The 24,948-nt window shown below is 74.9% G+C and carries 24 protein-coding genes; 13 read left to right on the top strand and 11 right to left on the bottom strand.

Features of this window, described 5'->3' with window-relative positions:
- Positions 1-183 precede the first annotated feature (183 nt).
- On the bottom strand, positions 184-2,403 hold the full coding sequence (locus tag J5Y04_RS15860) for a glycoside hydrolase domain-containing protein (protein ID WP_307853139.1): 2,220 nt from the start codon (positions 2,401-2,403) through the stop codon (positions 184-186).
- A gap of 688 nt (positions 2,404-3,091) precedes the next feature.
- Between J5Y04_RS15860 and J5Y04_RS15855 the strand changes: the two genes are divergently transcribed.
- Positions 3,092-3,403: an EthD family reductase gene (locus J5Y04_RS15855; protein ID WP_209412665.1), complete on the top strand. Its 312-nt coding sequence runs from the start codon at positions 3,092-3,094 to the stop codon at positions 3,401-3,403.
- Positions 3,404-3,511: 108 nt separating this feature from the next.
- Positions 3,512-4,384, top strand: a complete 873-nt coding sequence (locus tag J5Y04_RS15850; protein ID WP_209412664.1) for a PhzF family phenazine biosynthesis protein — start codon at positions 3,512-3,514, stop codon at positions 4,382-4,384.
- A gap of 290 nt (positions 4,385-4,674) precedes the next feature.
- On the opposite strand, the gene J5Y04_RS15845 is transcribed toward J5Y04_RS15850, so the two are convergent.
- Entirely contained in the window at positions 4,675-4,974 is a 300-nt protein-coding gene (locus J5Y04_RS15845) for a DUF4193 domain-containing protein (RefSeq protein WP_209412663.1), read from the bottom strand.
- Positions 4,975-5,465: 491 nt separating this feature from the next.
- Here J5Y04_RS15845 and J5Y04_RS15840 point away from each other — a divergent pair, with 491 nt between their 5' ends.
- Positions 5,466-5,774, top strand: coding sequence for a hypothetical protein (locus J5Y04_RS15840; protein ID WP_209412662.1), 309 nt, complete (start codon positions 5,466-5,468; stop codon positions 5,772-5,774).
- A gap of 139 nt (positions 5,775-5,913) precedes the next feature.
- On the opposite strand, the gene J5Y04_RS15835 is transcribed toward J5Y04_RS15840, so the two are convergent.
- Complete coding sequence (locus J5Y04_RS15835; protein WP_209412661.1) at positions 5,914-7,308, bottom strand: hypothetical protein; 1,395 nt, start codon at positions 7,306-7,308, stop codon at positions 5,914-5,916.
- A 426-nt stretch (positions 7,309-7,734) separates the two neighbouring features.
- On the opposite strand from J5Y04_RS15835, the gene J5Y04_RS15830 reads away from it, so the two are divergent.
- The 4 genes from J5Y04_RS15830 to J5Y04_RS15815 all read left to right on the top strand — a co-directional run bounded on the left by J5Y04_RS15830 (position 7,735) and on the right by J5Y04_RS15815 (position 12,601).
- Entirely contained in the window at positions 7,735-9,117 is a 1,383-nt protein-coding gene (locus tag J5Y04_RS15830; RefSeq protein WP_209412660.1) for a serine hydrolase, read from the top strand.
- Positions 9,118-9,717: 600 nt separating this feature from the next.
- Entirely contained in the window at positions 9,718-10,383 is a 666-nt protein-coding gene (locus tag J5Y04_RS15825; protein ID WP_148648057.1) for a response regulator transcription factor, read from the top strand.
- Positions 10,380-11,771 (top strand): HAMP domain-containing sensor histidine kinase, encoded by a 1,392-nt coding sequence (locus J5Y04_RS15820; protein WP_307853138.1) that lies wholly within the window; start codon positions 10,380-10,382, stop codon positions 11,769-11,771. Before J5Y04_RS15825 ends, J5Y04_RS15820 begins: the two co-directional genes overlap by 4 nt.
- A 47-nt stretch (positions 11,772-11,818) precedes the next feature.
- A complete protein-coding gene (locus J5Y04_RS15815; RefSeq protein WP_209412659.1) occupies positions 11,819-12,601 on the top strand; it encodes a class I SAM-dependent methyltransferase in 783 nt (260 codons plus the stop codon).
- Positions 12,602-12,779: 178 nt separating this feature from the next.
- Here J5Y04_RS15815 and J5Y04_RS15810 read toward each other — a convergent pair whose 3' ends face one another.
- Positions 12,780-13,298: a hypothetical protein gene (locus J5Y04_RS15810; RefSeq protein WP_209412658.1), complete on the bottom strand. Its 519-nt coding sequence runs from the start codon at positions 13,296-13,298 to the stop codon at positions 12,780-12,782.
- 349 nt (positions 13,299-13,647) lie between these two features.
- Between J5Y04_RS15810 and J5Y04_RS15805 the strand changes: the two genes are divergently transcribed.
- A complete protein-coding gene (locus tag J5Y04_RS15805; protein ID WP_245204896.1) occupies positions 13,648-14,247 on the top strand; it encodes a hypothetical protein in 600 nt (199 codons plus the stop codon).
- A 294-nt stretch (positions 14,248-14,541) separates the two neighbouring features.
- On the opposite strand, the gene J5Y04_RS15800 is transcribed toward J5Y04_RS15805, so the two are convergent.
- Both J5Y04_RS15800 and J5Y04_RS15795 read right to left on the bottom strand, forming a co-directional pair.
- Positions 14,542-15,279 carry an alpha/beta hydrolase gene (locus J5Y04_RS15800; RefSeq protein WP_209412657.1) on the bottom strand — a complete coding sequence of 246 codons (738 nt, stop codon included), beginning with the start codon at positions 15,277-15,279 and terminating at the stop codon, positions 14,542-14,544.
- A gap of 247 nt (positions 15,280-15,526) precedes the next feature.
- Positions 15,527-15,847, bottom strand: coding sequence for a hypothetical protein (locus tag J5Y04_RS15795; RefSeq protein ID WP_209412656.1), 321 nt, complete (start codon positions 15,845-15,847; stop codon positions 15,527-15,529).
- A 229-nt stretch (positions 15,848-16,076) separates the two neighbouring features.
- Between J5Y04_RS15795 and J5Y04_RS15790 the strand changes: the two genes are divergently transcribed.
- A complete protein-coding gene (locus J5Y04_RS15790) occupies positions 16,077-16,463 on the top strand; it encodes a hypothetical protein (RefSeq protein ID WP_209412655.1) in 387 nt (128 codons plus the stop codon).
- A gap of 300 nt (positions 16,464-16,763) precedes the next feature.
- Positions 16,764-17,558 (top strand): GNAT family N-acetyltransferase, encoded by a 795-nt coding sequence (locus J5Y04_RS15785; protein ID WP_209412654.1) that lies wholly within the window; start codon positions 16,764-16,766, stop codon positions 17,556-17,558.
- A gap of 96 nt (positions 17,559-17,654) precedes the next feature.
- Here the strand turns inward: J5Y04_RS15785 and J5Y04_RS15780 are convergent, their stop codons facing one another.
- Complete coding sequence (locus J5Y04_RS15780; RefSeq protein WP_209412653.1) at positions 17,655-18,290, bottom strand: hypothetical protein; 636 nt, start codon at positions 18,288-18,290, stop codon at positions 17,655-17,657.
- 163 nt (positions 18,291-18,453) lie between these two features.
- On the opposite strand from J5Y04_RS15780, the gene J5Y04_RS15775 reads away from it, so the two are divergent.
- Positions 18,454-19,254: an SUKH-3 domain-containing protein gene (locus tag J5Y04_RS15775; protein WP_209412652.1), complete on the top strand. Its 801-nt coding sequence runs from the start codon at positions 18,454-18,456 to the stop codon at positions 19,252-19,254.
- 549 nt (positions 19,255-19,803) lie between these two features.
- Here J5Y04_RS15775 and J5Y04_RS15770 read toward each other — a convergent pair.
- Positions 19,804-20,247, bottom strand: coding sequence for a hypothetical protein (locus J5Y04_RS15770; protein ID WP_307853137.1), 444 nt, complete (start codon positions 20,245-20,247; stop codon positions 19,804-19,806).
- A 244-nt stretch (positions 20,248-20,491) separates the two neighbouring features.
- Complete coding sequence (locus tag J5Y04_RS15765; RefSeq protein ID WP_245204894.1) at positions 20,492-21,733, bottom strand: serine hydrolase; 1,242 nt, start codon at positions 21,731-21,733, stop codon at positions 20,492-20,494.
- A 113-nt stretch (positions 21,734-21,846) separates the two neighbouring features.
- Between J5Y04_RS15765 and J5Y04_RS15760 the strand changes: the two genes are divergently transcribed.
- Positions 21,847-23,001: a histidine kinase gene (locus J5Y04_RS15760; RefSeq protein ID WP_307853136.1), complete on the top strand. Its 1,155-nt coding sequence runs from the start codon at positions 21,847-21,849 to the stop codon at positions 22,999-23,001.
- Positions 22,989-23,633 (top strand): response regulator transcription factor, encoded by a 645-nt coding sequence (locus tag J5Y04_RS15755; protein WP_209412650.1) that lies wholly within the window; start codon positions 22,989-22,991, stop codon positions 23,631-23,633. The genes J5Y04_RS15760 and J5Y04_RS15755 overlap by 13 nt, the downstream gene beginning before the upstream one ends.
- Positions 23,634-24,023: 390 nt before the next feature.
- On the opposite strand, the gene J5Y04_RS15750 is transcribed toward J5Y04_RS15755, so the two are convergent.
- Both J5Y04_RS15750 and J5Y04_RS15745 read right to left on the bottom strand, forming a co-directional pair.
- Positions 24,024-24,290 carry a helix-turn-helix transcriptional regulator gene (locus J5Y04_RS15750; protein WP_209412649.1) on the bottom strand — a complete coding sequence of 89 codons (267 nt, stop codon included), beginning with the start codon at positions 24,288-24,290 and terminating at the stop codon, positions 24,024-24,026.
- Positions 24,290-24,910 (bottom strand): DUF2975 domain-containing protein, encoded by a 621-nt coding sequence (locus J5Y04_RS15745; RefSeq protein ID WP_209412648.1) that lies wholly within the window; start codon positions 24,908-24,910, stop codon positions 24,290-24,292. Before J5Y04_RS15745 ends, J5Y04_RS15750 begins: the two co-directional genes overlap by 1 nt.
- Positions 24,911-24,948: the final 38 nt, after the last annotated feature.

Below are 24,948 nucleotides of genomic sequence, written 5' to 3'. Positions count from 1 at the left end.
GGCGAGGCCGGGACGACGCGGGCCCGGTCGGCCGGCGCGGAGGTGCTCGGCCCGGGCGCGGCGGCGAGAGGGCATGGAGGGCTGGGCGACGGCACGGAGGACTGTCGTCCGCCCCCCGGCGGCCCCGCCCCCCCGGGAACTGCCGGGGGGCGGGGGCGCCGGGGTGGTGGGGCCGTGCCCGGGTCAGCTCCGGGTGACCACGAGCTGGCTGGAGCCGTCCGGCAGGCCGGCGATGGCGGCGCGCTGGGCCGGGAAGGTGCTCGCGCCGTACGGGCCCTGGACCGTGCCGAAGCCGGACCAGTTGCCGCCCGCGAAGCGGGTCTCGTGGTAGACGTTGCCGTCCCCGCCGACCACCGCCACCTGGGACGAACCGTCCGGCAGGCCGGCGATGCCGACCGTCCGCGCGGCCATGGCGGGCGTGCCGTTGCCGGGGAGCGCGGCGAAGCCGGACCAGTTCCCGTTGGCGAAACGGGTCTCGTGGTAGACGTTGCCGTCGTTGCCGATCGCCAGCACCTGCGAGGAGCCGTCCGGCAGCCCCGCGATGGCCACCCGCCCGGCCGCCATGCGCGGGCTGTTCACACCGGGCAGCGCCGCGAAGCCGCTCCAACTGCCGTTGGCGAAACGGGTCTCGTGGTAGACGTTGCCGTCGTTGCCGATCGCCAGCACCTGGGTGGAGCCGTCGGGCAGGCCGGCGATGGCGACGTCCCCGGCCGCCATGGTCGGGGTGCCGATTCCGGGCAGCGCCGCGAAGCCGCTCCAACTGCCGTCGGCGAACCGGGTCTTGTGGTAGACGTTGCCGTCGTTGCCGATCGCCAGCACCTGCGAGGAGCCGTCCGGCAGCCCCGCGATCGCGGCCCGGCGGGCCGCCATGGTGGGCGTGCCGACCCCGGGCAGCGCGGCGAAACCGGACCAGCCGCCGTTCGCGGCGCGGACCCCGTGATAGAGCAGGCCGTCCAGGCCGATGCCCAGTTCCTGCGAGGAACCCCCGGGCAGCCCGGCGACCGCGGCCTCCGAGCCGCGGAACACACCCGCGCCGCCCGCCAGCGGGCTGAAGCCGGGCCAGTTGCCCGAGCTCTGGCGCACGCCGAGGAAGAACCCGGAGGACTGGGACGGCGGGGCGCTGGTGAGCTGGACGTCGAGGTAGTCCTGGTCGATCCCGATCGCGAAGCCGCCCCAGGTCTCCGGGTCCGCCGGCGAGGCGTACTGGTGGACGCGCTGGTGGTTGGACCAGTACCCGGCCGGTATCGCCGCGTCGTCGGTGTCCTCCCTGCCGTTCCAGTTCGCGCTGAAGACGGCGTCGGGCATGACGTAGGCGCTGTTGCCGGCGTTGGCGGCCAGGTCCTTGATGCCGGACGAGGAGCTGCTGTAGACGCCGGAGTTGTAGCCCCAGGCGTGCAGCTCGTTGGTCCAGGCGGTGAGGAAGCCGAGCACCGCGCCCGAGTACTGCGGGAGGTAGGCCTCCATGTCGTAGTAGAGGATCGCGCCGGGGCCGAAGCCGAGGGCCTGGGCCTGGCTCACCGCGTCGTCGGCGGCGTTGGCGCCCTCGGTGGCGGGGGAAGCGATCTTCGAGGCCTGCACGCCGACGTACAGCGGCATGAAGGCCCAGCCGGCGGCCTGCTGCTGCTGGACCCAGGAGGCCGTCAGGTTCGGCTGGGCGCAGGCCCGCTTGGCGCCGCCGATGTAGATGCCGACCGCCCGGTACGGGGAGGAGGTCATCCACGCGTTCATCGCGGCGCCGGAGGGCGCCGTACAGGCGTCGAACCCCTTGCCGGTGTAGTTCGTCGCCGACGCCGGTACCAGCGCCGACGCCGGCGCCGCAGCCGGCGCGGCCGGCGCGGCCGCGGCCAGGTCGGACGACGGGGCCGCGGCAACGGCGGACCGCGGTGCGGTGGCCTTCCCGGATCCGGCGGGCGCCGGTGCCGGCTGGTGCGCAGGGTCCGGCCGGTGCGCCGGCTCGGGGGTGAGCCCGGCGCCGGTGACGATCTGCCGCACCAGCGCCTGGTCCGTGTCGTACGTCCCGGTCACCGCGACGGCACCGTCACTCGCCCGGACCGTGTGCGCGACGGGGTTGGAGCCCTCCCGGTCCGATGCGGCCGCCGTGGCGGGCTCGACCAGCAGCGCCTCCGTACGGCCGATCAACCGCGGCGGGCAGACCTGCTGTTCGCCCGGGTGCCCGAGGTACACCGCGTGCTGGTCGAAGCGGACACAGGCCTGCGGGTTCACGGCCAGATCCACCACCGCCCAGGCCGTGGGCACCCGGAAGACGCGGCCCTGGTACGTCACCGCCTTGGTGTCCGGGCCTCCGGCGGGCGCGGCTTCGGCGGACCCGACGGCGGGCGCCGCCGTGAGCACGGCCACCGCGACGGCCGTGGCGCTCCGGAGCGCTGTGATACGGGACTTCACCCAGATCTCTCCTGACATGGCAAAAGGCCGCACGCCGAGAAGCCGGCCGCGTGGCGACGGCGGACACGATATCCACGCCCACGACGGCCGATTGACGCAGGGCCCTCCCGTCCGCGCCCGTCCGCCCGTCAGCCGGCGTTCGGGTGCGCACGGCCCCTTCCGCCGGGGCGGCAGAGGGGCCGTGCGCGTGCAGGGGCCTCCCGAGTGCACCGCGGTGAGGAAGGCCGGCCGTGGCGGGGCGGACGGAGGCCGGCCGCAGCGGGGCCGACGAAGGCCGGCCGTCGCACCCGGACGCCACCGCGCCCTGGTGGACGTCGACGCAGGCGTGCCCGACGGACAGCAGAGTGATCGGACGGCCGGAGAGATCCATCGCGGCCATGATCGGACGGCCGGTAGTCGATCAACGAACCGGTGTTCCCGGGCGCGGTGTCGGCACGACCCTCCTTGTGTTTCGTTATTCGAAACGCTAGCGTTCCTGGTGTTTCTGATTTCGAGACACCCTCAGTGGGAGAGCCGATGTCGCGGACAGCCCTGCTGGAAGCGCCGTACACCGAGCAGGCAGGTGCGCCGCTCGCGCGCATGACGCCCGGGCGAACTGCCGCGTGCGGTCACGGCACCGTTGCGGCGCCGGCCTCCCTCACCGAGACGCATTCCAAGCCCGCCGACCCCGATCCGGACGGAGGACGTCATGCACAGGTTGCTGGTCCTGTATCCCAAGCCCGCCGACCCTGACCACTTCCGCGACTACTACGTGGCCAACCACCTTCCGCTGGTCATGAACTGGCCCGGCCTGCTTGCGTGGCGCTACAGCTTCGACGTGGCGGCGACCGGGGGGGAAGCGCCGTATTTCGCGGTCTTCGAAGGCGACTTCGCCGACGCCGCCGCCTTGGCCGCGGCGCGGGCGTCGCCGCACGGCCGGCGGGTGGCCGCCGATGTCGCCAACTACGCCACCGGCGGTGCGGTCGTCATCCACTATCCGGTGCAGGACGGCACCGGCTGAGGCAGGACGGTACGCTCCGGGACGCGTTCGGTCGGCCGTTGCGGCCGGGTCCGGCTGTCGGCGGAGCCGTTGGCGGTCGCCGGTTCGTCGAACGTCAAAGGTGGGCCGATGTCCTGGCCGGATGTCACGGTGGTTGATGCGTGCGTGCGGCGCGACGGCCGGGGCGGCAGCCCCACGGCCGTCACCGACGACGACCCGGCGGCGACGGACGCGGACCGGCGTGCGGTCGCCGCTGCGGCCGGCACCTCGCACGCGGCGTTCCTCGGCCCGGGGCGGACGCCGGACGGTGGCCGGCCGGTCCGGTTCTTCACCGCCGCCGCCGAACTGTCCGGCTGTGGCCACGGCACTGTTGCCGCGCAGGCCGTCCGGTTGGCCCGCACCGCACTGGGCGAGCTGAACGACCGCCAGCACACCGGCGGGCGCACGTTCGACACCGTCGCGGTCCGCCGCCCCGCCGGCATCGAGGTGTGGTTCGACCAGGGCCTCGTCGCGCTGCGTCACCCGGCACCGGAGGAGCGCGCCGCGATCGTCGCCGCACTCGGGCTCACCGCGGACGATCCGCATCCGACCGACGCGCCACGGGTCGCCGCGCCCGGCGCACCACGCATGCTGGTACCGGTCCACGACCGGTCGGCGCTGCTCCGAGTCCGCCCACACCTCGGCAGGCTGGCGGCGGCGTGCCGGCGGTACGGGCTCCTCGGCTGTTTCGTGTACGTGCCGCCGGTGGGCGACCGACCGGGTGCTGCGCGGATGTTCGCGCCGGCGATCGGTGTCGACGAGGACGTCGCCAACGCCAACAGCACCGGCTGCCTGGCCGCCCACCTGCTCGACACGACAGGGGCGCAGACGGTCGCGATCGAGGTGGAACAGGGTGACACCCTCGGTCGACCGGCCAGCGTGCTCGCTTCGGCCCGACGCGGGCCGGCGGGCATCACGACCCGGGTCGGCGGGTTGGCGGTGGTCCGCGACCCTCGCAGATGACCATCTCCGCGAGTTCTGCGACACGGCGGGGCGGCACCGGGCACGTCCAGGACGCGGCCACGCCGGACCCCGGCGGCACGCACCCTGGCGGCACGCACGCCGGCGGCACGCGCGCCGGCCCTGGGCGGGAGCCGGGCGGCCGGGCGGTCACGGCCGCCGAACCGGGCTCGGGCCCGGGCCCGTGACCGTCGCCCGGGGCCCCGGGAAGCCAAGGCCCGGGGCGGCCGGGGAACGGCGCCCGCCGGACCGCGCCCATCGCGGGGACGGGCGCGCTGCGGCTCCCGCAGGGGTCAGGACGCGCAGTCGCGGCAGATGGGCTGGCCGTTCTTGTCCTCGCCGGCGAGCTGGGCGCGATGGTGCACCAGGAAACAGGTCATACAGGTGAACTCGTCCTGCTGGAGGGGCACGACCTGAACGGCGAGCTCCTCGCCGGACAGGTCGGCACCCGGGAGCTCCAGGCCCTCGACGGCCTCGGGATCGACGTCGACGGCGGAACTCTGCTTGTCCTCGCGCTGGCTCTTCAGCGCCTCGATGCTCTCGTCGCTGCTCTCGTCCCCGCTGTCGCGCGGGGCGTCGTAGTCGGTTGCCAAGGCGGCGCCTTCTCCTCAAGGATCGTTTCCGGTGGGCCGGCCGTGCCGCCCACCGGCCGGCGCAGTACCGGCCCGGCGCGCCGGACAGCCCGCCTGTGACGCACCACCATGCCACCTCCCGCCCCATCCGGCACGTGAACGCCGGCGCCGGGAAGGGCGGCGGGTCGCGACCCGTCCCGCGACAAGGTGCCCGGCGGCCGACGTGCTCGCCGCCCGCCGGGGGCACGGCGAAGGCGCCGCGAGCTGGTGGCGTTCGAGCGCGTCGCATGGGTTCGTCATCCCCGGGGAGAGCGCGGCGGGCGGTCCCCGCCACTTATTGTTCGTCTCCGAACGGTCGAGGGTCTTCGGCCGCTTCGAGCGGATCGCCGCGATCACGGGCGCACCGCACGGACGCACTGCACGGGCGCAGTCTCGCGGTCGCCGCACCGGTCCCTCACCCGGGGGGCCGGCTCGTGGAGACGGCGGACACCGTCCTCGGTCCCATGCGTGTGATGTGCATCGAGGGCGCCCGCGGAGCCGGGGTGGAACTCGACCACCTCGCCGAGCGGCGGGCCCGGGCATGGTGGCCCTGCTCGCGCGCACCCACGACCGGGCCGCCGACCTGGGCGACGGCCTGCCCCACGCCCTGGGCGGGGTGGCGAAGGCGGGCCGGGCTCCTCGCGTTCCACCCCGCCATCGCCACGCCCGACGAAGGACGCCCCGACGACCCCGACGACCCCGACGGCCTGCGGGCCGGTCTCCGCGAGCACTGGGAGAAGCAGCGGCGCATCGTGCTCGCCACGGCCGCCGCCACTGGCTGAGGCCGGGCCCGGGACACGCGGATCGGCCCCGGGCGGTCCGGGCGGCACCGGACGCCACCGGACGCCACCGGACGCCACCGGCCGGCGCCGAGGCCCGACCGACGGCCCCGCCGGCCCGGGCGGGAGACCCGGGCGGCGGTCAGATCGACAGCGCCCCGGGGAACACCCCGTGCCCGGCACCGGGAGCCGTCACGGCGAACCAGCCGTGGCCGGTCATCGGGGTGTCCTCGTCGATCTCCTCCGGGTCCACGGTGAGCTGCCCCGCCACGGCGTGCGCGTCACACTCCAGTGAGGCGTTCGGCTCGTACATGCCCGGCTCCCACAGCGGGTCCTCGGTCTGCGGCTCCTCCCAGGGCAGCGGCTCTCCCGTCCAGGCGGGCTCGCGGTAGGTCTGGAAGGAGCGGACGACGCCCCGGCCGCGTTCGGCGACCGCCCAGTGCTGGCTGTCCTCGTAGCCGTCGCGGAAGTAGTAGTGCGCCTGCCCGCAGGCCTCGGCGAGCCGTTCCAGCAAGCCGTCGTCCGGGCAGTTGACCAGGGACGGGCCGAAGAGCAGTCGCCAGCCGGCGATCTCGGGCGTGACGAAGACGCGCTGCACCGCCAGCTCGGTGCCGTCGGCCCCTGCCACGACCGCCTCGTCGTGGATCCGGCCGGACAGGCCCATCGCCAGGGTGGCGGGGATCCGGTCGTGCAGCCCCAGCGCCTCGAACGCCGCCTCGTAGGTGTCGCCGGGCACCACGACCCAGTGGAAGTCCCAGACCTCGTCCGGGAGGCGGTCGTCCAGCAGTTTGACGCGCACCAGCCGCTCCAGCGCGGCCCGGTCACGGGCCGGCAGTGCGTCGCAGGCGCCGAGGTGGGCGAGGGCGTGCAGGGCGTGCCGGCGCAGCCGGCCCGGGCCGTTCGTCCGCACGGCCAGCAGTTCGCCGACCACCGACGTGTCCATCGCCTCCAGGAACCGGCGGGCCGAGCTCTCCTCCCGCCGGTCGCCGAGCAGCGGCAGGACCGCGGCCAGCGCGGGCCGGGCGGCCGGCCCGAGGCCGCGCAGGGCGGTGAGGGCCGCGCCGCGGGCCGCCGGTGACGGGTGTGCCAGGAGAAGGGCCAGCTCGTCGACGCACCGGGCGTCGAACAGGCCCAGGAGCCGGGCGAGTTCCCGCTCGTCCGGCGGGGTGTCGCTCCCGAGGGCGGCGGCCGCGACGGCGCGCAGGGCGGGCGGGCCGATCTCCCGCAGCGCCTGTGCGATCTCCGGCCGCCCGGACCGCTCGAACTCCGCGCGCGCCGCCAGCAGGGCCGGGACGGCCGCCTCGCCCGCCGCCGCCAGGCGGGACACCACGTCCGCGCCGTCGGCCGGTACCTGCCTGAGCTGCTCGACCAGCGCGACCAGCGCGGCCGGCCCGGTCGGCCCGGTCGGCCCGGTCGGCCCGGTCGATTGGGCCGGCTCGGTCGGTTGGGCCGGCTCGGTCGGTTGGGCCGGCTCGGTCGGTTGGGCCGGCTCGGTCGGTTGGGCCGCCATCTGCTGCATCGTCTCCTTCTCCTCCATGGCCGAGAGGCTAGACCGTCCCACTGACGCACCGTCCGCCCGGCCCGGTGGCCGGCCCGGCCGCGGGCGGGTCCTCGTGGAGGTACCGGGGCAGCCGTCCGTGGGCCCGGGCCCCCTCCTGAGGGTCGGGGCGGTGTCCGGGACCGGGTCGTGACGAGGTGGAGGACGACGGCCCGGAAGGCGGTCACCCCGGCGGGGACGGGAGCGGCCGGTTCGCCCCCCGAGGACACCGAGCGGGGCAGTGGCCGTACGGTCAAGTCAAGCCCCTACACGATGATTTGACGTGGCGTCATCTCCTTCTTTCGGCCGGGCCGGTCCGGTCCTCGGGGCTCACGTCCGATGACTCCGCAGGACGACGCGCAGGGGGTGCGGCAGATGCGATCGTGGTGCCGGCGGCCCGGGGCCGGGCCGGGAGGGGCGGGCACCATGACCATCGTTCAGGCTCGGACACCGCGCCGGCGCGGCCGGCTGGGGACGCGGCTCGCCGCCGTCGCCCTGGCCGGCGCCACCGTCGTCACGCTCGCCCCGACGGCGGCGGTGGCGGCGGGCGGGGCGGGAGGGGCGGGCGCGTCGGCGTCCGGAACCGGGTCCGCGCAGGAACGCCGGCCGCCCCGCGTCGACGGACGGCAGGAGCTGCGGGACCTCGTGGAGCGCGGGGGGACGACCGCCGCGCTCGCGGAGATCCGCGCCGACGGACGCCCCCGGTTCCGGGGCGCCGCCGGGACCGCCGACCTGGCCTCCGGGCAGCAGGCCAGGCCGGACGGCCGGTTCCGGATCGGCAGCGTGACCAAGACCTTCGTGTCGACGGTCGTCCTCCAGCTGGTCGGCGAGGGCCGGCTGCGACTGGACGACCCGGTCGAACGGCACCTGCCGGGGGTCGTCCCGAACGGCGCCGCGATCACCGTCCGGCAGCTGCTGAACCACACCAGCGGCCTGTTCAACTTCACGGAGGACGAGCGGTTCCTGATCCGGAGCGAGGCCGACCTGCAGGACTTCGCGTACGGGGGGTGGCGGTACCGGGACTACCGCCCCGAGCAGTTGGCCGCGGTCTCCGCCGAGCACCCGCCGTACTTCGCGCCCGGGCAGGGCTGGCACTACTCCAACACCAACTACGTTCTCGCCGGGATGATCGTCCAGAAGGTCACCGGGCACACCTGGCAGCGCGAGGTCGAGCGCCGGATCGTCCGGCCCCTGCACCTGGACGACACGACGTTCCCCGGCTCCGGGACCGGTCTCGGCGGCCCGCACGCCCACGCCTACCTCGCCATGCCGGCGGGGCCGGCCGACATCACCCGGCTCGACCCGAGCGTCGTGGACGCGGCCGGCAACGGCATCTCCACCACCTCCGACCTCAACCGCTTCCACGCCGCGCTGTTCGGCGGGGAGCTGCTGCGGCCGGCCGAGATGGCCGCGCTGACGGACACGGTGGCGACCACGATCGAGGGCGGGCGGTACGGGCTCGGCGTGCTCCGGATCGACCTGGGCCCGGGCTGCGAGCCGGCCTGGGGCCACGACGGCAGCCTCCCCGGCTGGAGCACCCTGCTGCTCGGCAGCCGGGACGGGCGGCGCCAGTTCGCGCTGTCGTACAACCCGTACGTCGGCACGGACGACTCGGCGAGCGGGGAGCCGATCGGCTCGCTCGTGGCCAAGACGCTGTGCGACCCGGGGACGGGCGCGGGCGCCGTCGCGGGCACCGCACCCGGCGCAGCCCCGGCCCCAGTCCCGGTCCCAGTCCCGGTCCCGGTCCCGAGGGCGCTCCCCCGCACCGGCCCGGACCTTCGCGTCGAGGGCGTCCCGCACGCCCGCTGACCACGTCGACGGCCGCGGCCGCGGGCCCGCCGGGCCTCCCCCGTGGCCGGCCGGGCCCGGGCTCTCATCAGATCCTCAGGCAGCCACCGTCAGGCTCTTGCGCGTACGGACGGCGGGCAGGGGACGGAGCTGGGCGGTGCGGGGATGCATACGGAACCGGTACCGGCGGCGGGCGCAGGCCGGGCGGGTCCTGCGGCGGGCCGGGTGGGCGGCCGTCGCGTTCGCGGCGGTCGTGACGGCGGGGACGGCGGCCGGGGTGGTGGCGCGCTCGGGTGCGGACCCGCGCGCGGTGGTGTGCGGGCGGGCCGAGGCCGCGGGGCACCACCGGCTCGCGATGCGCTTCTGCCGGGGGGACCAGGGCCGCCGGACGCCCGTGGTGCGTCCGGCGGGAGGGCGCGGCCGGGCTCATCAAATCCTCAGGTTCCCACTGTGATGATCTTCCACGTCGGCGGCCGCGCCTTCCCACTCCCCCACAGGGAGGCGCTCCGCCGGCGCCGCCGGCCCACGGCCCCGGGCGGCGGACGTGGGCCGGCGAACGGTCACCGGCCGCGCACGCCGGCGCCTGCGGCCCCGCCGGCGGCCACGGCTATCGTGACCCGCATGCGCGTACTGGTGGTCGAGGACGACGATGACCTGCGGTTCGCCGTGGCCGCGGCACTGCGCGGCAGCGGCCTGGCCGTGGACGAGGCCGGGGACCTCCCCGCCGCGGACGAGGCGCTGTTCGTCACCGCCTACGACTGCGTCGTCCTGGACCGGATGCTGCCCTCCGGCGACTCCGCCGGGTACGTGCAGCGGATGCGCCGCGGCGGCCGGACGGTACCGGTGCTGTTCCTCACCGCCCGGGACACCGTCGCCGACCGGGTCGAGGGGTTCGCGACCGGCGGCGACGACTACCTGGTGAAGCCCTTCGCCGTCCCCGAACTGATCGCCCGGGTCCGGAACCTGTGCCGGCGCACCGCCGTCGCCCGCCCGCCGGTGGTGCGCTGCGGCGGGCTGGAGGTCGACACGGCGCGCCGCACGGTGCACCGCGACGGCGTCCTGCTCTCCCTCACCACCAAGGAGTTCGCGGTCCTGGAGACGCTCGCCGCCCGGCCCGGCGAGGCGGTGCGGCGCAGCGAACTCATCGAGCGCTGCTGGGACGAGATGGCCGAGCCGAACTCCAACGTGGTCGAGGTCCTGGTCTCCCAGCTGCGCCGCAAGCTCGGTGATCCCCCGCTGATCCACACCGTGCGCGGGATCGGGTACCGGCTGGAGTCCGCGGCGTGAGACTCCCGGCCCCGGGCGTCGTGCTCCGCCGTTCGCCCGGCCGTTCGCTCCGTCGGTCGCTCCGTCGCCGTTCGCGTCGCCGGCTCCCGCCGACACCGGCGGGCCGCATCCGCCGGCTGCGGCGGCGCATCACCCTGCTCTTCGCCCTCGTCAGTGCCCTCGGCCTGGTCGGCATGGCCGTGCTCGCGGTCCGCGCCGACGACGCGTCCTGGCGTGCCCAGGTCGACGCCGACCTCAAGCTCAGGACCAGCGAGTTCGCCGCCGACCTGCGCTACGACGAGGAGGGCGTGCTCGACTACCCGGATCCCCGGGAGGGCGGGTACGACTGCCCGCCGGTGACCCTGTTCACCGGCGGGCAGGGCCGGCTCACCGCCCTCGCCTCCCCGCACCGGCCCTGTCTCGCCGTCCCGGCCCCGGCGGCGAGCGGGCTGGCCGCCAAGGCCGCCCGGGAGGGTGACGTGGTGCTGGCCACCGCCGCGGACGCGGACGGCCGCCCGTTGCGGCTGTCCGCCCAGCCGTTCGCCGGCGGCCAGGACGCGGGGAACACGGACCTCGTGGTGGTCGCCGCGGTGGACGTCTCCGGCAGCCTGGACGACCACGAGCGGCTCACGGTGCTGCTCACGGCCGCCTGTGCGGTGCTGGTCGCCCTCTCCGCCCTGGCCGGCCGCTGGCTCGCCGGGCGCGCCGTCCGCCCCGCCCTGGCCGCGCTCGACCAGCAGGAGGCGTTCCTCGCGGACGCCGCCCACGACCTGCGCACCCCCGTCACCTCGATGCGGCTGCTCGCCGAAACGGGCCTGCGCGGCGAGGCGGACGGCCACGAGGTGCTGCGCCGTACGCTGCGCCAGTCGACCCGGATGGGCGAGCTGGTCGACGACCTGCTCACCCGGGCCCGGCTGATGGCCGGCGCGGTCCCGCTGCAGCGCGAGCCGCTGCGGCTCGACCAGCTCGTCGACGCCGTCGTGGCCGACACCCCGGCCCGGGGGCACCGGGTGCGGGTCGAGGCGGTGGCGGCGGTGGTGTTCGCCGACCCGGGCCTGCTGCGCCGGGCCGTCACCAACCTGCTGGGCAACGCGCTCGCCCACGGCCACGCCCCCGGTGAGCCGGCCGACATCGGGATCACCGTGGGCGCGGACGGCACGGTCGCGGTCGACGACGCCGGGCCGGGCATACCGCCGGAGCAGGCGCAGTCGCTGTTCGAACGGTTCCACAGCGGCGCGGGGTCGAGCGGCCTCGGCCTGTCGATCACCGCCTGGGTCGCGCACGCGCACGGCGGTTCGCTCACCGTGCAGCGCAGCGCCCGGGGCGGGGCCCGGTTCCTTTTGAAGGTCCCCGTGCAGAAGCGGCCCCGAGCGTCGGAACGGTCCGGGTGCGACGTCGGGCAGCCGTAGCGTGAACTGCCGGTCCCCCGGGGCGGTCAGGCACTACGGTGGGGTGCATGTCCGAGCTCTCCGTGCGGGATTTCTACGACGACCTGGCCCACGACTACCACCTGATGTTCCGGGACTGGGACGCGAGCATGGCGTACCAGGCCGAGGTACTGGGCGGGCTTGTCAGCGGGTGTCTCGGAGCGGGTCCGCACGCCGTCCTGGACTGCTCGTGCGGGATCGGCACCCAGGCGATCGGGCTGGCCCTGGCCGGGCACCGGGTCGTCGGCAGCGACCTGAGCCCGGTCGCGGCCGCGCGCGCCGTCGCCGAGGCGGCGGCCCGCGGCGGCCGGCTTCCGGCCGCCGCGGCCGACATGCGCGAACTGCCTTTCCGGGAGGGGGCCTTCGACGTCGTCCTCTGCGCGGACAACGCACTCCCGCACCTGCTCTCCCCGCAGGATCTCCGGACGGCGCTCCTCGGGATGGGACGGGTGCTCCGGGAGGACGGACTGTTGGTGCTCACCGTCCGGGACTACGACGAGGCGCGCCGGAACAGGCCCACGGCGACACCTCCCCAGGTCTCGGACACACCCGACGGCCAGGTGGTCACCTTCCAGCTGTGGCACTGGCACGAGGACGGCGAGCGCTACGACCTGGAGCACTTCCAGCTCCTCCCCGCGCAGGGCACCTGGAGCGTCCGGGTCCGCCGGAGCACCTACTGGGCGCTGACACGCCCGCAGTTGACCGGGTTCGTGGCCGAGGCCGGCTTCACCGACATCACCTGGCACGATCCGGCCTCCAGCGGGTACTACCAGCCCGCGCTCACCGCACGGCGCGCCCACAGCGTGCGGTGAGTGCGGTGAGTGCGGACATCGGTTCCGCCCCCGGACTCCCCGTTCGCCTGTCGCGAGCCGGTGGCCGGCACGCCGCCCCCGGTGCCGGACGGGGCACCGGGGGCGGCCGGGCAGGTACGGGCGGCCGGGCAGGTACGGGCGGGTGCGGGCGGTCGGGGTGGTCACCCGCGGCCGGGCGTCACTGCCAGACGCGGTAGACGGCCTCGCGGGCCTGGCCGAGGTACTGCTGGTAGGTGCCCAGGTGCCAGGCCGCCCAGGAGGCCCAGCCGCGGCCGGTGCCGTCGTTGTCGATCGCGTAGGCCTTGCGGGCCGACCAGCCCATGTCCTGCCAGTTCTCGGGGGTGACGACCCCGGCGTCGTGGCCGTGGACCTCGGGGTACCAGTGCTCGTTGATCTGCCAGGCACCGAGGTCCTTGGTGCCCGGGTCGGGGTCGGTGGGCTGGTTGGTGTGGACGGCCAGGCGGTTGCAGCCGGACTCGGCCATGGCGATCGCCACGGCGTAGATCGCGTCGTCGTTGCGGCCCTCGCCGGACTTGTCCTTCGCGAAGCCCGCCCACTGGGCCTCGCGGGCGCAGGCGTCGATGCCGCTCTGGTCGCCGGCGGCGTTGGCGGTGAAGGCGGTGAAGGCGGTGGAGGTGAGGCTGAGGGCCAGGACGGCGACCGAACCGGCCAGCAGGACACGGGTCTTGCGCAGCACGAGAGTTCTCCCTTCGACGACGGCCCGGGGTCGGGCCGGGTACGGGAAGGACGCTAGGCAGCGCGAGTAGACGGGCGGTCAACTGGCGGAAGACGACCGCCCCGCGCAGGGGGTGCCGTCCCGCGCGGGGGGGTCGTCCCTCGCAGGGGGGGTGCCGTCCCGCCGTGCCCGGCCGGGGCACTCCCCGGCCGGGCGCGGTTGCATGTTCCGGCCAATCACGCCCTCCATGACATGAACACCGGTCATCCACATGATCTCCGCACTAGGGTGAGGCCGTTCCACCGCTCGGCCGTCCCCCCGACCGGCGGGCTTCGAGTGTGCCCGCCGCCAGTACTGGAGTGAACCGACCATGCATCCTCGTCATCTGTGGAAGCGTCTGACCGGCGCGGTCGCCCGCCGCGGCATAGGCGCCACGGTGGGAGCGCTCGCGCTCATCGCCGCCTTCGTCCTGGCGGGCACCGCCGCGGGCACGTCGGACGCGGCCGCCCAGCCGTCCCGGAGCGCCCCCGGCCAGTGGTCCTGCGCCGGCGCCGCCATCCCGAACGGATGGGTCCTCACCGCCTACAACAAGGACGGCTGCAGCGGCTGGGGCTCGTGGTACCAGCAGCCGGCCGCCGACGGGCTGTACACCTGCAGCGGCTCCCCGGTCGTCACGGGGTACGTCATCACCGACTACTCCAAGTTCGGCTGCAACGGGATCGGCTCCTGGCGGCACAACATCGCCAAGGACGGGATCTGGACCTGCGGCGGATCCCCGATCGTCGCCGGGTACGTCCTCACCAACTACACCAGCTACGGCTGCAACGGAGTCGGTGCCTGGCAGCACAGCATCGCCAGGGTCGGCCTGATGACCTGTCCCGGGTCGCCCATCCCGGCGGGCTTCCGCTCGACCACCTACTGGGCGTCCGGCTGCGGCGGCCAAGGGGCCTGGTTCCTCGCCGCCGCCTGACCCGGCAGGTGACCGCCGCCGTGGCCCGGCAGGGCCGGGTCCGAGGACGGTCCGGCCCCTGACCGGGCCCTCGGTGACGGAAAGCCCTGCCGGAATCGGACAGTTCACGGCTTCGGGCAGCGCGGGCCCCTGCCGGGTCGGCAGGAGCCCGCTGATGCGGAGGGCCGGGCCGGTGTTCGTCGAGGGCGGGACCCGTCCTCGACGAACACCGGCCCGGCCTGCACCGCCTACCGCCTACCGCCTGCTGCCGGCTGCCTGCTGCCTGCTGCCTGCTGCCGGCCTGACGGCCCGGCATCACCTCAGGTGCCGGGCGAAGAACCGGGCCCCGGCGTCGAGCTCGAACGACGGGACGCCGGTGTGCCCGCCGAGATTGGCGTGCAGCGTCTTCTCCTTGGTGCCGAAGGCGTCGAACAGGTCCAGGGCCGCCTGCCGGTCGTTCCTTTCGTCGTCCCACTGCAGCAGGACGTGCAGCGGAACGGTGACCTGGCGGGCCTCCTCGAACATGGCCGCGGGCACGAGACTCCCGGCGAAGAGACCGGCGGCCGAGATGCGCGGCTCGACCACCGCCAGCCGGATGCCGATGGAGATCACTCCCCCCTCGTACCCGACCGGGCCGCCGATCCCGGGCAGCGAGAGGAGGGCGTCCAGGGCGGCCTGCCATTCCGGGACCGCCTCGTCGACCAGCGGGAGGACGAGGGCGTCGACGATCTCGTCGCCGACCGGCTCGCCCGCCTCCATCGCCCGGCGCAGGTCGGCGCGGGCCTGCTCGACGGCGGCCAGGCGGGGCCGGTCACCGGTCCCGGGGAGCTCGATGGTGGCCGCGGCGAAGCCGTACTGCGCCGCGTAGTGCCGGGCCCGCCCCGCCAGCCGGGGGTACACCGTGCGCAGTCCCAGAGGAGGGGGGCCGATCAGGATCAGCGGCGCCGGGGCGGATGCGGATGCGGGCGTCCACAGGATGCCGGGGATGTCGCCGAGGGTGAATTCGCGTTCGAGGACGCCGTCGTCGAGGCGCTGCTCGGAGGTGAACTGCATGGTCGTGCCTTTCGGGAGTGCTCAGAGACGGCGCTCCCGGGCGACCTACCGCCCGACCGTGACCCCGGAGGGGAGCACCCATGTCGATACTGCGTTCACGGGTACCACCTCCTCGTTCTCTCGCACGGCCTCCGGAAACCTAGCAGTGGTCGCCGTGGTGCGCCAACGGGTTTGCGGCGCCCCGGGGCGGCCGCATGCACCGGCACTGCCGGCTCGCGTGAACAAGGCCGGCGCCTGGGTGCGCACCCTAGGACAGGGCCGCGGCCCGGACGAGGGCGATCACGCCGAGGATCGCCGGCGGTGCGAACCACCAGGGGCCCATCGCGCGCCGCACCGACGGGAGCGCCGTGACGGCCAGGCCCAGCAGGCTCAGTGTGATCGCGCACCCGCAGGCCACGGTGAGTCCGGCGTAGCCCTGGTCGTCCCAGTCGCCCGCCGGGCCGAACCGGACGGCCGAGAACACGACGAGCGCGTTCACCGCGTGGATCAGCACCAGCGGCACGCCCAGCACCCAGCGCAGGCACCCCCTGTCCTCCGGGAGGTCGATGCTCTCGCGGCCGTACGTCATCTCAGGGCTTTCCTCACGTCGTCCAGGCTCCCGCCGGGCTCGTTACCGTAGCGCCGGGCCCGACGGCTTCACCACCGCCTGCGGACCGCATCCGCCGGCGACGAGGGAGGCAGGGCTGGCAGGGCTGCGCCGGCACGTGAAGCGACGGCGGCCCGGAGCAACCTGCCCGGAACCGTCCGCCCGGGACCGGGCGTCCGGAGCAGCAGATGATCAACTTCGGGGGAGAAACGTGAACACTCGGCACCTGCCACCGGGCACGGCGGGCACTGCGGGCACCAACTGGACCGCCGTCGGCCTGGTCAGCTGGCTCCTGACGGCGGCCGCCACACTCTGCTGGCTGCTGCTGGGCACACTGATCGCGCTGGCGACCGTCGGCCGCCGGCCGGACCACTCGCTCGGCTGGGCCGCGGCCTTCGTGCTCCTGCCGCTGGCCTGGACCGCCGGCGCGGCGGCGCTGGTCTGGTTCGGTTCCGCGCTGACGGACCCCAGGCCGAGCCCCGGGTTCCGGCGGGCGCTGACCGGTTGCGGCGCACTGGCGGGCTGCCTGCTGGGCGCCCTCGTGCCCACCGTGGGCCGGTCACCACTGGACGCCCTCCTCACCCTGCTCACCGGCTGACCAGCCGGCCGGCTGACTGGCCGGCGCCCGGGCAAGGACCGGGCCCGCCCGGCGCAGCGGTGCCGGCGCTCATGGCCGGCGTGCCCTGGCGGTGAGGTCCTGGTCCGGTCGTGGCGCCTCGCCGGGGTGCGGCCGGGCCGACCGGACGGGCCGACCGGACGGGCGGGCGCGTGGGTCCGCGCGGGGGTCCGTGGACTCGCCCTGGCCCGGCGCCGTCTGCGCAACCGTCAGGTCCTGGTCCTGCAACAGTGCGGCGGCCGGCCACGGCGCCCGCCGGTGGCGGCCTCTAGGCTGCCCCGCATGAGCCTGTCAGCTTCTGCCGTCGCCGCCGCCAGTGCCGCCTGGGTCTGGGCACCGGACAATGCCGAGGTCGTCGAGGACGACGAGTACACGATCCTGCGGCTGCCCGACTACTACGACTTCGACCTCTCGGTGGTCTCCTTCACGCCGGCCGGGGCGCTCGGCACGGCCGTTGACGCGGTCCTGGAGCGGGCGCGCACGTTCGGGCTGCCGACCCTGGACTGGCAGGTGCTGCTCGGCTCCCCGGCCGGGCTGGCCGCCGAGCTGGCCGCACGGGGCGGGCGGGTGAAACTCGACCTGGAGGTCCTGGCCGCGGACCTGAGCCGGGGAGCACCCCCGCTGCGGCCGCCGACGGTGGACGTATCGCTCCGCTGGGCAACGGACTTCGCGACGGCGCGGGACCGGGCGACGGTCGAGGTCACCGGGTTCGGCGGCCGGCTCCCGCCCGACGAGCGGATCGAGATCGCCGCCGCCAGGGACGCGAAGGCCGTTTTGGCCGGCGGGGGCGGCACGGTCGTCGCCTACGTCGACGGTGAGCCCGCCGGGACCGGCGGCGTCGCGATCGTGGACGGCGTGGCGCGGCTGACGGGCGGGGTCGTGGCACCGTCCCGGCAGGGCCAGGGGGTGTACCGGGCGGTGCTCGACGCCCGGCTGTCCTACGCGGTGACGCACGGGGCGACGATGGCTCTGGTCAAGGGCAACGCGGCCACGTCCGGCCCGATCCTGCGGAAGGCGGGCTTCACGACCTTCGGCCCGGAGCCCGTCTACGCCCTCCCGCTGCGCGGCGGTTGCTAGCGGCCCTTCTTCCCGGATCGGCGGGCAGCCCGGGTGAGGACGCCTGCGCGGTGGAGTCGTGCGCGTCGGCGGGCAGTGCCGGCAGCCGCGTCGGCGTCACCGGGCTCCGGGGCGCAGGACCGGCAGCCCGGCCCGCAGCCGGTCCAGGAAATCCTCGACCCGCAGGCTGCCGTCCTCGGCGTCCACGACCTCGGGCACGAACGCCTCGATGATGCCGTCCCCGACGGCGAAGTCGGAGTCGTCGTCGTCTTCGTAATTGTTCACCCAGCGCGCGTCGGGGGCGCCCACTTCCATGTGGTGGTCGTAGTCGATCACCCAAGGGGTGTCGACGATCCCGGTCTGCAGAGAGCCGTGGTTGTACCAGCCGTAGACCAGGTGGGTGAAGGCGCCGTCGTGGATGCAGATCTCCGCGTCGCCGCCCTCCAGGGTCTCGGCCTCGGTGCGTCCGCCGACGTAGAGCCCGGGCCGGTCCTCGTAGAGCGCGATCGGACCTTTGACCGTCAGGTCGCCGGTGACCACGATCAACTCGACGTCGTGCTCGTCGTCCCCACGGCGCAGTTCGTTGATGGCGTCCAGGAAATCCCCGTCGAGCGTGAGGTCGCCGTCGAAGAACAGCACCTCGTCGTAGCCGGGCGACGCTCCCGCCCCCTCGAACACGGCGGACAACGCGCCGCCCAGGCGGGCGTCGGCGTCGGCATAGGACAGGGCTGCGGGGATGGCGGATGTCGGCATGGGCAGGAGTGTAGATACGTGCCCTGACAGCCGAACGGACGATCCGGCGCCGTCGTGAGGCTGCTGTCGGATCGTGTTGCAGCCGCCTGCGGTCCTCGCCGGGGCGTCCTCCTTCCCGGTCGGCACCGCATGCGCGGTGATCACCTTTGCGAGGATGGGGCGCATGGTCAGCGTCGAGGAGTGGATCCGGGTCCGACGAGGCCTCCGGTTGGGACAGCGGCTTTCCGGGACGGTGACCGCGGTGCCGGCTCCGGGCGCGACCGGGCTCTTCGTCGACGTCGGCCTCCCGGTCGGCGGGTTCGTCGACGTGCTGCTGCTTCCGGGGGACGGGCATCGGTGGCCGGCAGTGGGAACGGTGGCGGAGTTCGAGGTCTGGTGGGCCGACAAGCGGCCGCAGGTGCGGCTCAAGCCGGTGGACCGACGGTTCTTGCGCGAGGACTTCGACGAGTGGCGGGCGCGGTGGCGTCCGGGCTGGCCGGAGAACGTGCCCGTGGATCAGGCGTGGGTGGAGGCGGAGGCCGCCCCGTTGCGAGAGGCCGGCGCGGTTGAGGAGACGTTGCGTGCGGCTGGATGGTGGCCGGGGAGACGGGTTCCGGTCCGACCGTGGCGCGAGATGCTGGAGGCAACGGGACTGGTTCGCATGCACGAGGCGGCCGAACTCTTCCTGTCCGAGTTCGGCGGCTTGGACGTGCGGATCGACGGGCCCGGCATCGATGTCGCGAAGACGCGATTCCACTTCGATCCCGAGCCGGTGGCAGGCGAGGAGGACCGGTTCGCGGACTGGAGCGCGACGGTCGGAAAGGACCTCTTCCCCATCGGTGAGCTTGATGGGGGCCGGTTCTTCCTCGGCATCGACGAGAACAGCGAGATCTACCTGATCGAGACCTGGGTGGCGACGTTCGGCCCGGCCCAGGAGGCTCTGGAAAGGCTCATCCTGGGCATCGCCCCCCGGCGTATCGGCTGAGAGGCTGCGACTCGTCAGGAGCGGTGGCGGTGTTCCCGGCCCCGGGGGCGGGAAGCCCGCTCGGCAGGGGTGACGGAAGCGCCCCGGTCACCGGGGCGGCCGCCCACTGGTCCTGCACGCCGGTTCGTGCCAGGTGGTACGGACGACCAGGCCGCCCTGGGTGAGGCGCTCGCTGGCCCAGGTCCGGCAGCACCCGCCGCCGCCCGTCCCGGCCGCAGCCGCCGGCCTCCCGGCACGGACCGGGGCGGCGGGCACGGCACGTGCGGGCACGGGCAGGGCGGGTGCAGCACGTGCGGGCAGGGCGGGCGCGGGCCCGGTGAGCGCGGGCACGGCCGGACGGCGGCGACTGCGGCGCCTGGTCGAGGGTGTCGTCATGTCGCAGGCTCTGCCCACCGTGCCACGGTGCCGAACCCCGCCGTCACCCGTACGGCCCAGTCCCGGCCCCGCAGGACCGGACGGGACCGGACGGGACCGTCGGCTCCTGCGGGTGCCCCAGCCGGTCCCCCGCCACCGGGCCCGACCTGCCGCGGGCCCGGGCACGGTGCGGCGTCAGTGCCCCAGGGCTGCCTTGGCGGCCACGATGACCAGGCCGAGCAGCAGGTTGACGACGCCCTCGCCGATCGCCATCCGGCGGGACGCACCGGCCCGGATCGCGCCGAGGGTCGCCCAGGCGACCTGCTGCGCCACCGCGACGCCGAGGGCCAGCCAGGCGGTCCCGGAAAGACCGAGGCCGAACAGCGGGCTGACCGCCACCGCGACCGCGGGCAGCACCGCGGCCTCCACGATGGACCATTCGTGCCCGGCGACCCGCCGCACCTCCCGGCGGTCGACGGGTGTGCCGACGGTCCGCTCGCCGGCGACCAGCGCGTACACGTGCGCCGCCCAGAACACCACACCCGTGACCAGCAGCAGCCCGACCAGCTGGAGGCGCGGGAATTCCCCGGCGGTACCGGCGGTCGCCACCACGGACGCGGCGAGCAGGGAACCGTACACCGCACCGGCGTAGTCCGTCCGGCCGGAGCGATGCCGCTTCGCAGGCACGGGTCGACCCGCCGGGGCCGGAGAACTGGTCACCGACCCAACATAGGGGCCTGCGCCGGACATCACCGCGACCGACTCATCCGTCCGTGCGCGCTCCCCGCCCCGGGCCCGGGCGGCTCAGCCGTCCGTGCGCGCTCCCCGCCCCGGGCCCGGGCAACTCCCCGCCCCACGGACTGCCCGCTCCGTGCGGCGGGCCTCAGCGCGGCTGGTGGCCGGTGTCCGCGGCCGTCGTGCACAGGGCGTCGTCGACCAGCTTGTTCTCGGCCTGTGCCACGCGCAGGACGTCGTCCTCGGAATCGGCCTGGACGCCCGACAGCGAGACCGTGACGCTGCGCCGGCCGTCGGCGGTGACGCCGGTGGCGGTGATCCAGCCGGAGTCGCCGCCCTCGTGGCCCCAGTACTCGCCGCCGCAGGACAGCGGGCGCGAGAAGAGCCCCAGGCCGTCACGGGCACCCGGCATGAAGTGCTCGAACTTCTCACTGACCGGGACGGTCCGTGTCATCTGCGCCAGTTGCGCCGGTGGCAGGAGCCGGCCGCCGAGCAGGGCGCGGAAGAACCGGTTGAGGTCGGCGGTGGTGGAGACGAGCCCGGCCTCTCCGTTGGTGCCCGGGCCGACCTGCTCGGTGACGTCCACGAGCGGCTCGCCGGCCTTGAACCGCTGGTAGGTCTCGGCGTGCGGCCGGGGCAGCACGGGTGAGGCACCCGGCCGGAAGGTGTGGTCGAGGCCGAGCGGCCGGACGATCCGGTCCCTCACCTCCTCGTGCCAGGGGTGTCCGGTGACCCGCTCGATGATCATGCCGAGCAGGACGTACCCGGTGTTGCTGTAACCCCAGTCCTCGTCGGGCTCGAAGTCCGGGCTGTGGCGCATCGCCCGGGCGACGGTCTGCTCGGGCGTGGAGGTGTCGTACCGGTGCCGGCGGAAGTCCTGCGCCGAGGTGTAGTCCGGGTAGTCGTCGTGGATGCCGCCGGTGTGCTGGAGCAGTTGGCGAACGGTGATCGCGCGCCCGTCGTTGCCGTTCCCGGACACCACGCCGGGCAGCCACCGCTCGACCGGGTCGTCCAGGGCGATCCTGTGGTCGCCGACGAGCTGCAGGATCACGGTGGCCACGAACGTCTTGGTGATGCTGGCCGCCCGGAAGTGTCCGTCCCCGGGGACCGGCCGGCGGTCCGTCAGGTCGGCGACGCCGCTGGTGGCGGTCGTGTCCCGGCCGTCGGAGGTGACCAGGCGGGCCTGCACTCCCGTCACGCCGAGCGCGGTGATCGCATCGGCGTCGCGCTGGAGCCGGAGCCGGAGCAGGCTTCGGTCGTCGTGCTGCCCGGCGGCCGTCGCGCCGGGCGCGCAGGTGGAGAGGGTGGCGGTCACGACGGCGGCCAGCGCCAGGTTCCGCCGGAGGGACCGGCCGCGCCGCCGGGGCGGACGCATCGGTGAAGTCGTCATGGGCGTCGACGCTAGGTCCGGCCGGGGTGGGCGGTCGGTACCCCTCACCGGTGGGAAAAAGGGGTGGCGGGCTGTAGTGCCGGGCGCCGCCGCCATGGCCCAGACTTGGGCGGGTGAACCACCTCGGGGGCAGCAGGCTTTCGGCGACGTGGCGCGGTCTGGGCTATCTGACGGGGAGCCTGTTCACCGCTGCGGTCGCCCTGTTCGCGCTGCCCGTGCTCGTCTTCCCGGCGACGGCCCGCGCCTGGGCGTCCTGGCATCGCCGCCGCGCCGACCGGCTGCTGCTGTCCCCGTGCTCCGGTCCCGTCCGCGTCGGTACGCGGCGTGTTCTCGGGTGGCTGTGCGCAGGCGTCGTGACCGGTCTGGCGTTCGGGCTCGTCGTGGTGCTGTGTGCGGGCAACGCGGTGACCACGGCCGTCACGGTGCCGCTGTGGTGGGCGTTGCCCGCCGGCACCCGCGCGGGCGGTTTCGGCGCCGGTGTCCCGCTGTCCGGGTGGGGCACGGCGTTGACCCTGGGGACCGCGCAGTTCGTCGTCTTCGCGGCCCTGACCCACTGGCTGGTGCCGCCGCTGGCGCGCCTGCACGCCCGGATCTGCGTGGCGCTGCTGTCCCCCTCGGCCGCCGAGCGGCTGGCGCAGCGTGTGGAGACGCTGACCGAGACGCGGGCCGACGCGATGAACGCGCACGGCGCGGAACTGCGCCGGATCGAACGCGACCTGCACGACGGCACCCAGGCCCGGCTGGTGGCCGTCGCGATGCGGCTGGGCGTGGCCCGCGAGCTGCTGGACGAGGACCCGGGGGCGGTGGCCGCACTCCTGGAGGAGGCGCACGAGGGCACCGAGGAGGCCATGGCGGAGCTGCGTGCGGTGATCCGGACGATCTACCCGCCGATCCTCGCCGACCGCGGACTCGCCGGGGCGCTGGCCGCGCTGGGGGCCCGATCGGCGATCGAGACCTCCGTCGACGTCGGCGGCCTCGGGACGGTCCCCGCCGCGGTCGAGGCCGTGGCGTACTTCACGGTCGCCGAGGCGCTGACCAACGCGGCCAAGCACAGCCGGGCCGCCCGGGCCGGCGTCCGTGTCGCACGCGTCGGTGACCGGCTGTCGATCGAGGTCGGTGACGACGGGGTCGGCGGCGCCGACGAGTCGCGGGGTACCGGCATCGCCGGAATCCGCCACCGTGTCCTGGCGCTCGACGGCACCGTCCGCGTCCACAGCCCGGTCGGCGGCCCGACCACGATCGCCGTGAGCCTGGCATGCGGGTCGTGATCGCCGAGGACAACGTCCTGTTGTCCAACGGGCTGGAACTCCTGCTGACCGCCAAGGGCTTCCACGTCGCCGCGATCGCCCAGGACGCCCCGGGCTTCGCCGCCGCCGTCGCCGAACACCGGCCGGACGTCACCATCGTCGACGTGCGGCTGCCGCCGACCTTCCGCGACGAGGGCATCCACGCCGCCATCCGGGCCCGCCGCCGGCACCCCGGCCTGCCCGTGCTCGTCCTCTCCCAGTACGTCGAGCAGCAGTACGCCGGCGAGCTGGTCTCCGACGGACGCGGCGGTGTCGGCTACCTCCTCAAGGACCGGGTGAGCCGGGTGAGCGAGTTCGTCGACGCGCTGCGGCGGGTCGCCGCCGGCGCCACCGTCATGGACCCCGAGGTGATCGGGCAGCTCCTCACCCGTCCCGCCCACGACCCGATCGCCGCCCTCACGCCACGTGAACGCGAGGTTCTCGCGCTGATGGCCGAGGGGAGGGACAACGCCACGATCGCGGCCCGGCTCGTCATCACCGACAACGCCGTCCACAAGCACATCGGCAACATCTTCGCCAAGCTCGGCCTCTCGCCGGCCGACAGCGGCCACCGCCGCGTCCTCGCGGTCCTCACCTATCTCAGCCGCCACTGACCGCCCGGTCCGCCGGGCGCGGAGCCCGGCCCCGGGGGTGCGCGGGGCCCGGCCCCGGGGGTGCGCGGGGCCTCGGCGGGCGGGGCCGGGCGGGCGGGGTGGTGCCGGGCGGGCGCAGCGGGCCGGGTGGTCCGGCTTCGGTGGTGGGCCGCTGACCTGCTAGTATTCTTCTCGTCGCGAGGGAGATGATTCCTCGTCAGGCGTCAGCGGTGCTACCAGAGCACGCCCTACTTTCAGTAGGGAGAGTCCGTGCAACCCGGGCCTGGCGCTCCACTGTCGGACGAGGTCCGGTGCCCATGCGGGCGCCGGGCCTCGTTCGCGTCTGCGGGTCGTTGTGTCTGCGGGTCCGGTCTGCGGGGGCTGTCGGCGGGGTCCCGCCGGTCCGGGCCCCTACCGGTCTCGGCCTCCCGGCTCTTCCCGGGGCCGCTCCCCTCCCCTGTCCGAGACGTCGAGCAGGTCTCCGGGCCGGCAGTCGAGGACGTCGCACAGCGCGGTGAGGGTGCTGAACCGGATCGCCCGCGCCCGGCCGTTCTTGAGCACGGACAGGTTCGCCAGGGTCAGGCCCACCCGGTCGGCCAGTTCCGTCAGCGTCAGCCCGCGTTCGGCCAGCAGCCGGTCCAGGTGGATCTCGACCCGGTGTTCCTGTTCGGGGGGCATCAGATCACCGCCGCCAGCTCGTCGCGCATCGTCACGCCGCGGCGCAGCACCTCTGCGACCGCCAGGAACCCGATCCCGGCCAGCAGCCAGCCGGCCGGGACCTCCCACACCGCGAACGCCGCCCCGGGCGTGACGGTGGAGGAGAGGTCCAGTGCGGCGAGGCTCTCGGCCGCTCCGGCGGCGGACCCCCCGAGCGCGGTCAGGAGCCCGAGGACGCGAAGTCCTTGGACCGTGGCGGCGGTGAACGGGTCGCCGCGGCGGGCGCGGCGGACGATGCGCAGCAGCAGGGCGAGGACGCCGGCGAGGAGGAGCAGGGTCGGCAGGGTGGTCAGCAGCTCGGCGATCCGCTGGTGGAGGCTGGGATCGGTGATGTGCGCCTCGACGACCGACTCCGGGGCGATCGCGGCGCCGCCGGGCAGTCCCCCGGCTCCTCCCGTGAGCCCGGCCGCCGGGCCGGCCGCCGGGTCTGCCTCCAGCCGGACGACCACGTGGTCGTCGCCGAGGACGGCTCTCGCGACGGGCAGCGCGGCCGCGATTCCCGCCCCTGCCAGGCACAGCACCAGTGCCGCCTGCATCTCGCCCAGCCAGTCGGCCCTGCGCAAGCGCTCCGTCAGAGTCATCCCGCCACCCCCGTTGTTATCGATTAACGATATGCCGA

This window comes from Kitasatospora sp. RG8 (assembly GCF_017813315.1).
Classification (GTDB): domain Bacteria; phylum Actinomycetota; class Actinomycetes; order Streptomycetales; family Streptomycetaceae; genus Kitasatospora.
The sequence above is the reverse complement of the archived record's forward strand: the minus strand, read 5'-3'. Positions and strand labels throughout refer to the sequence as shown.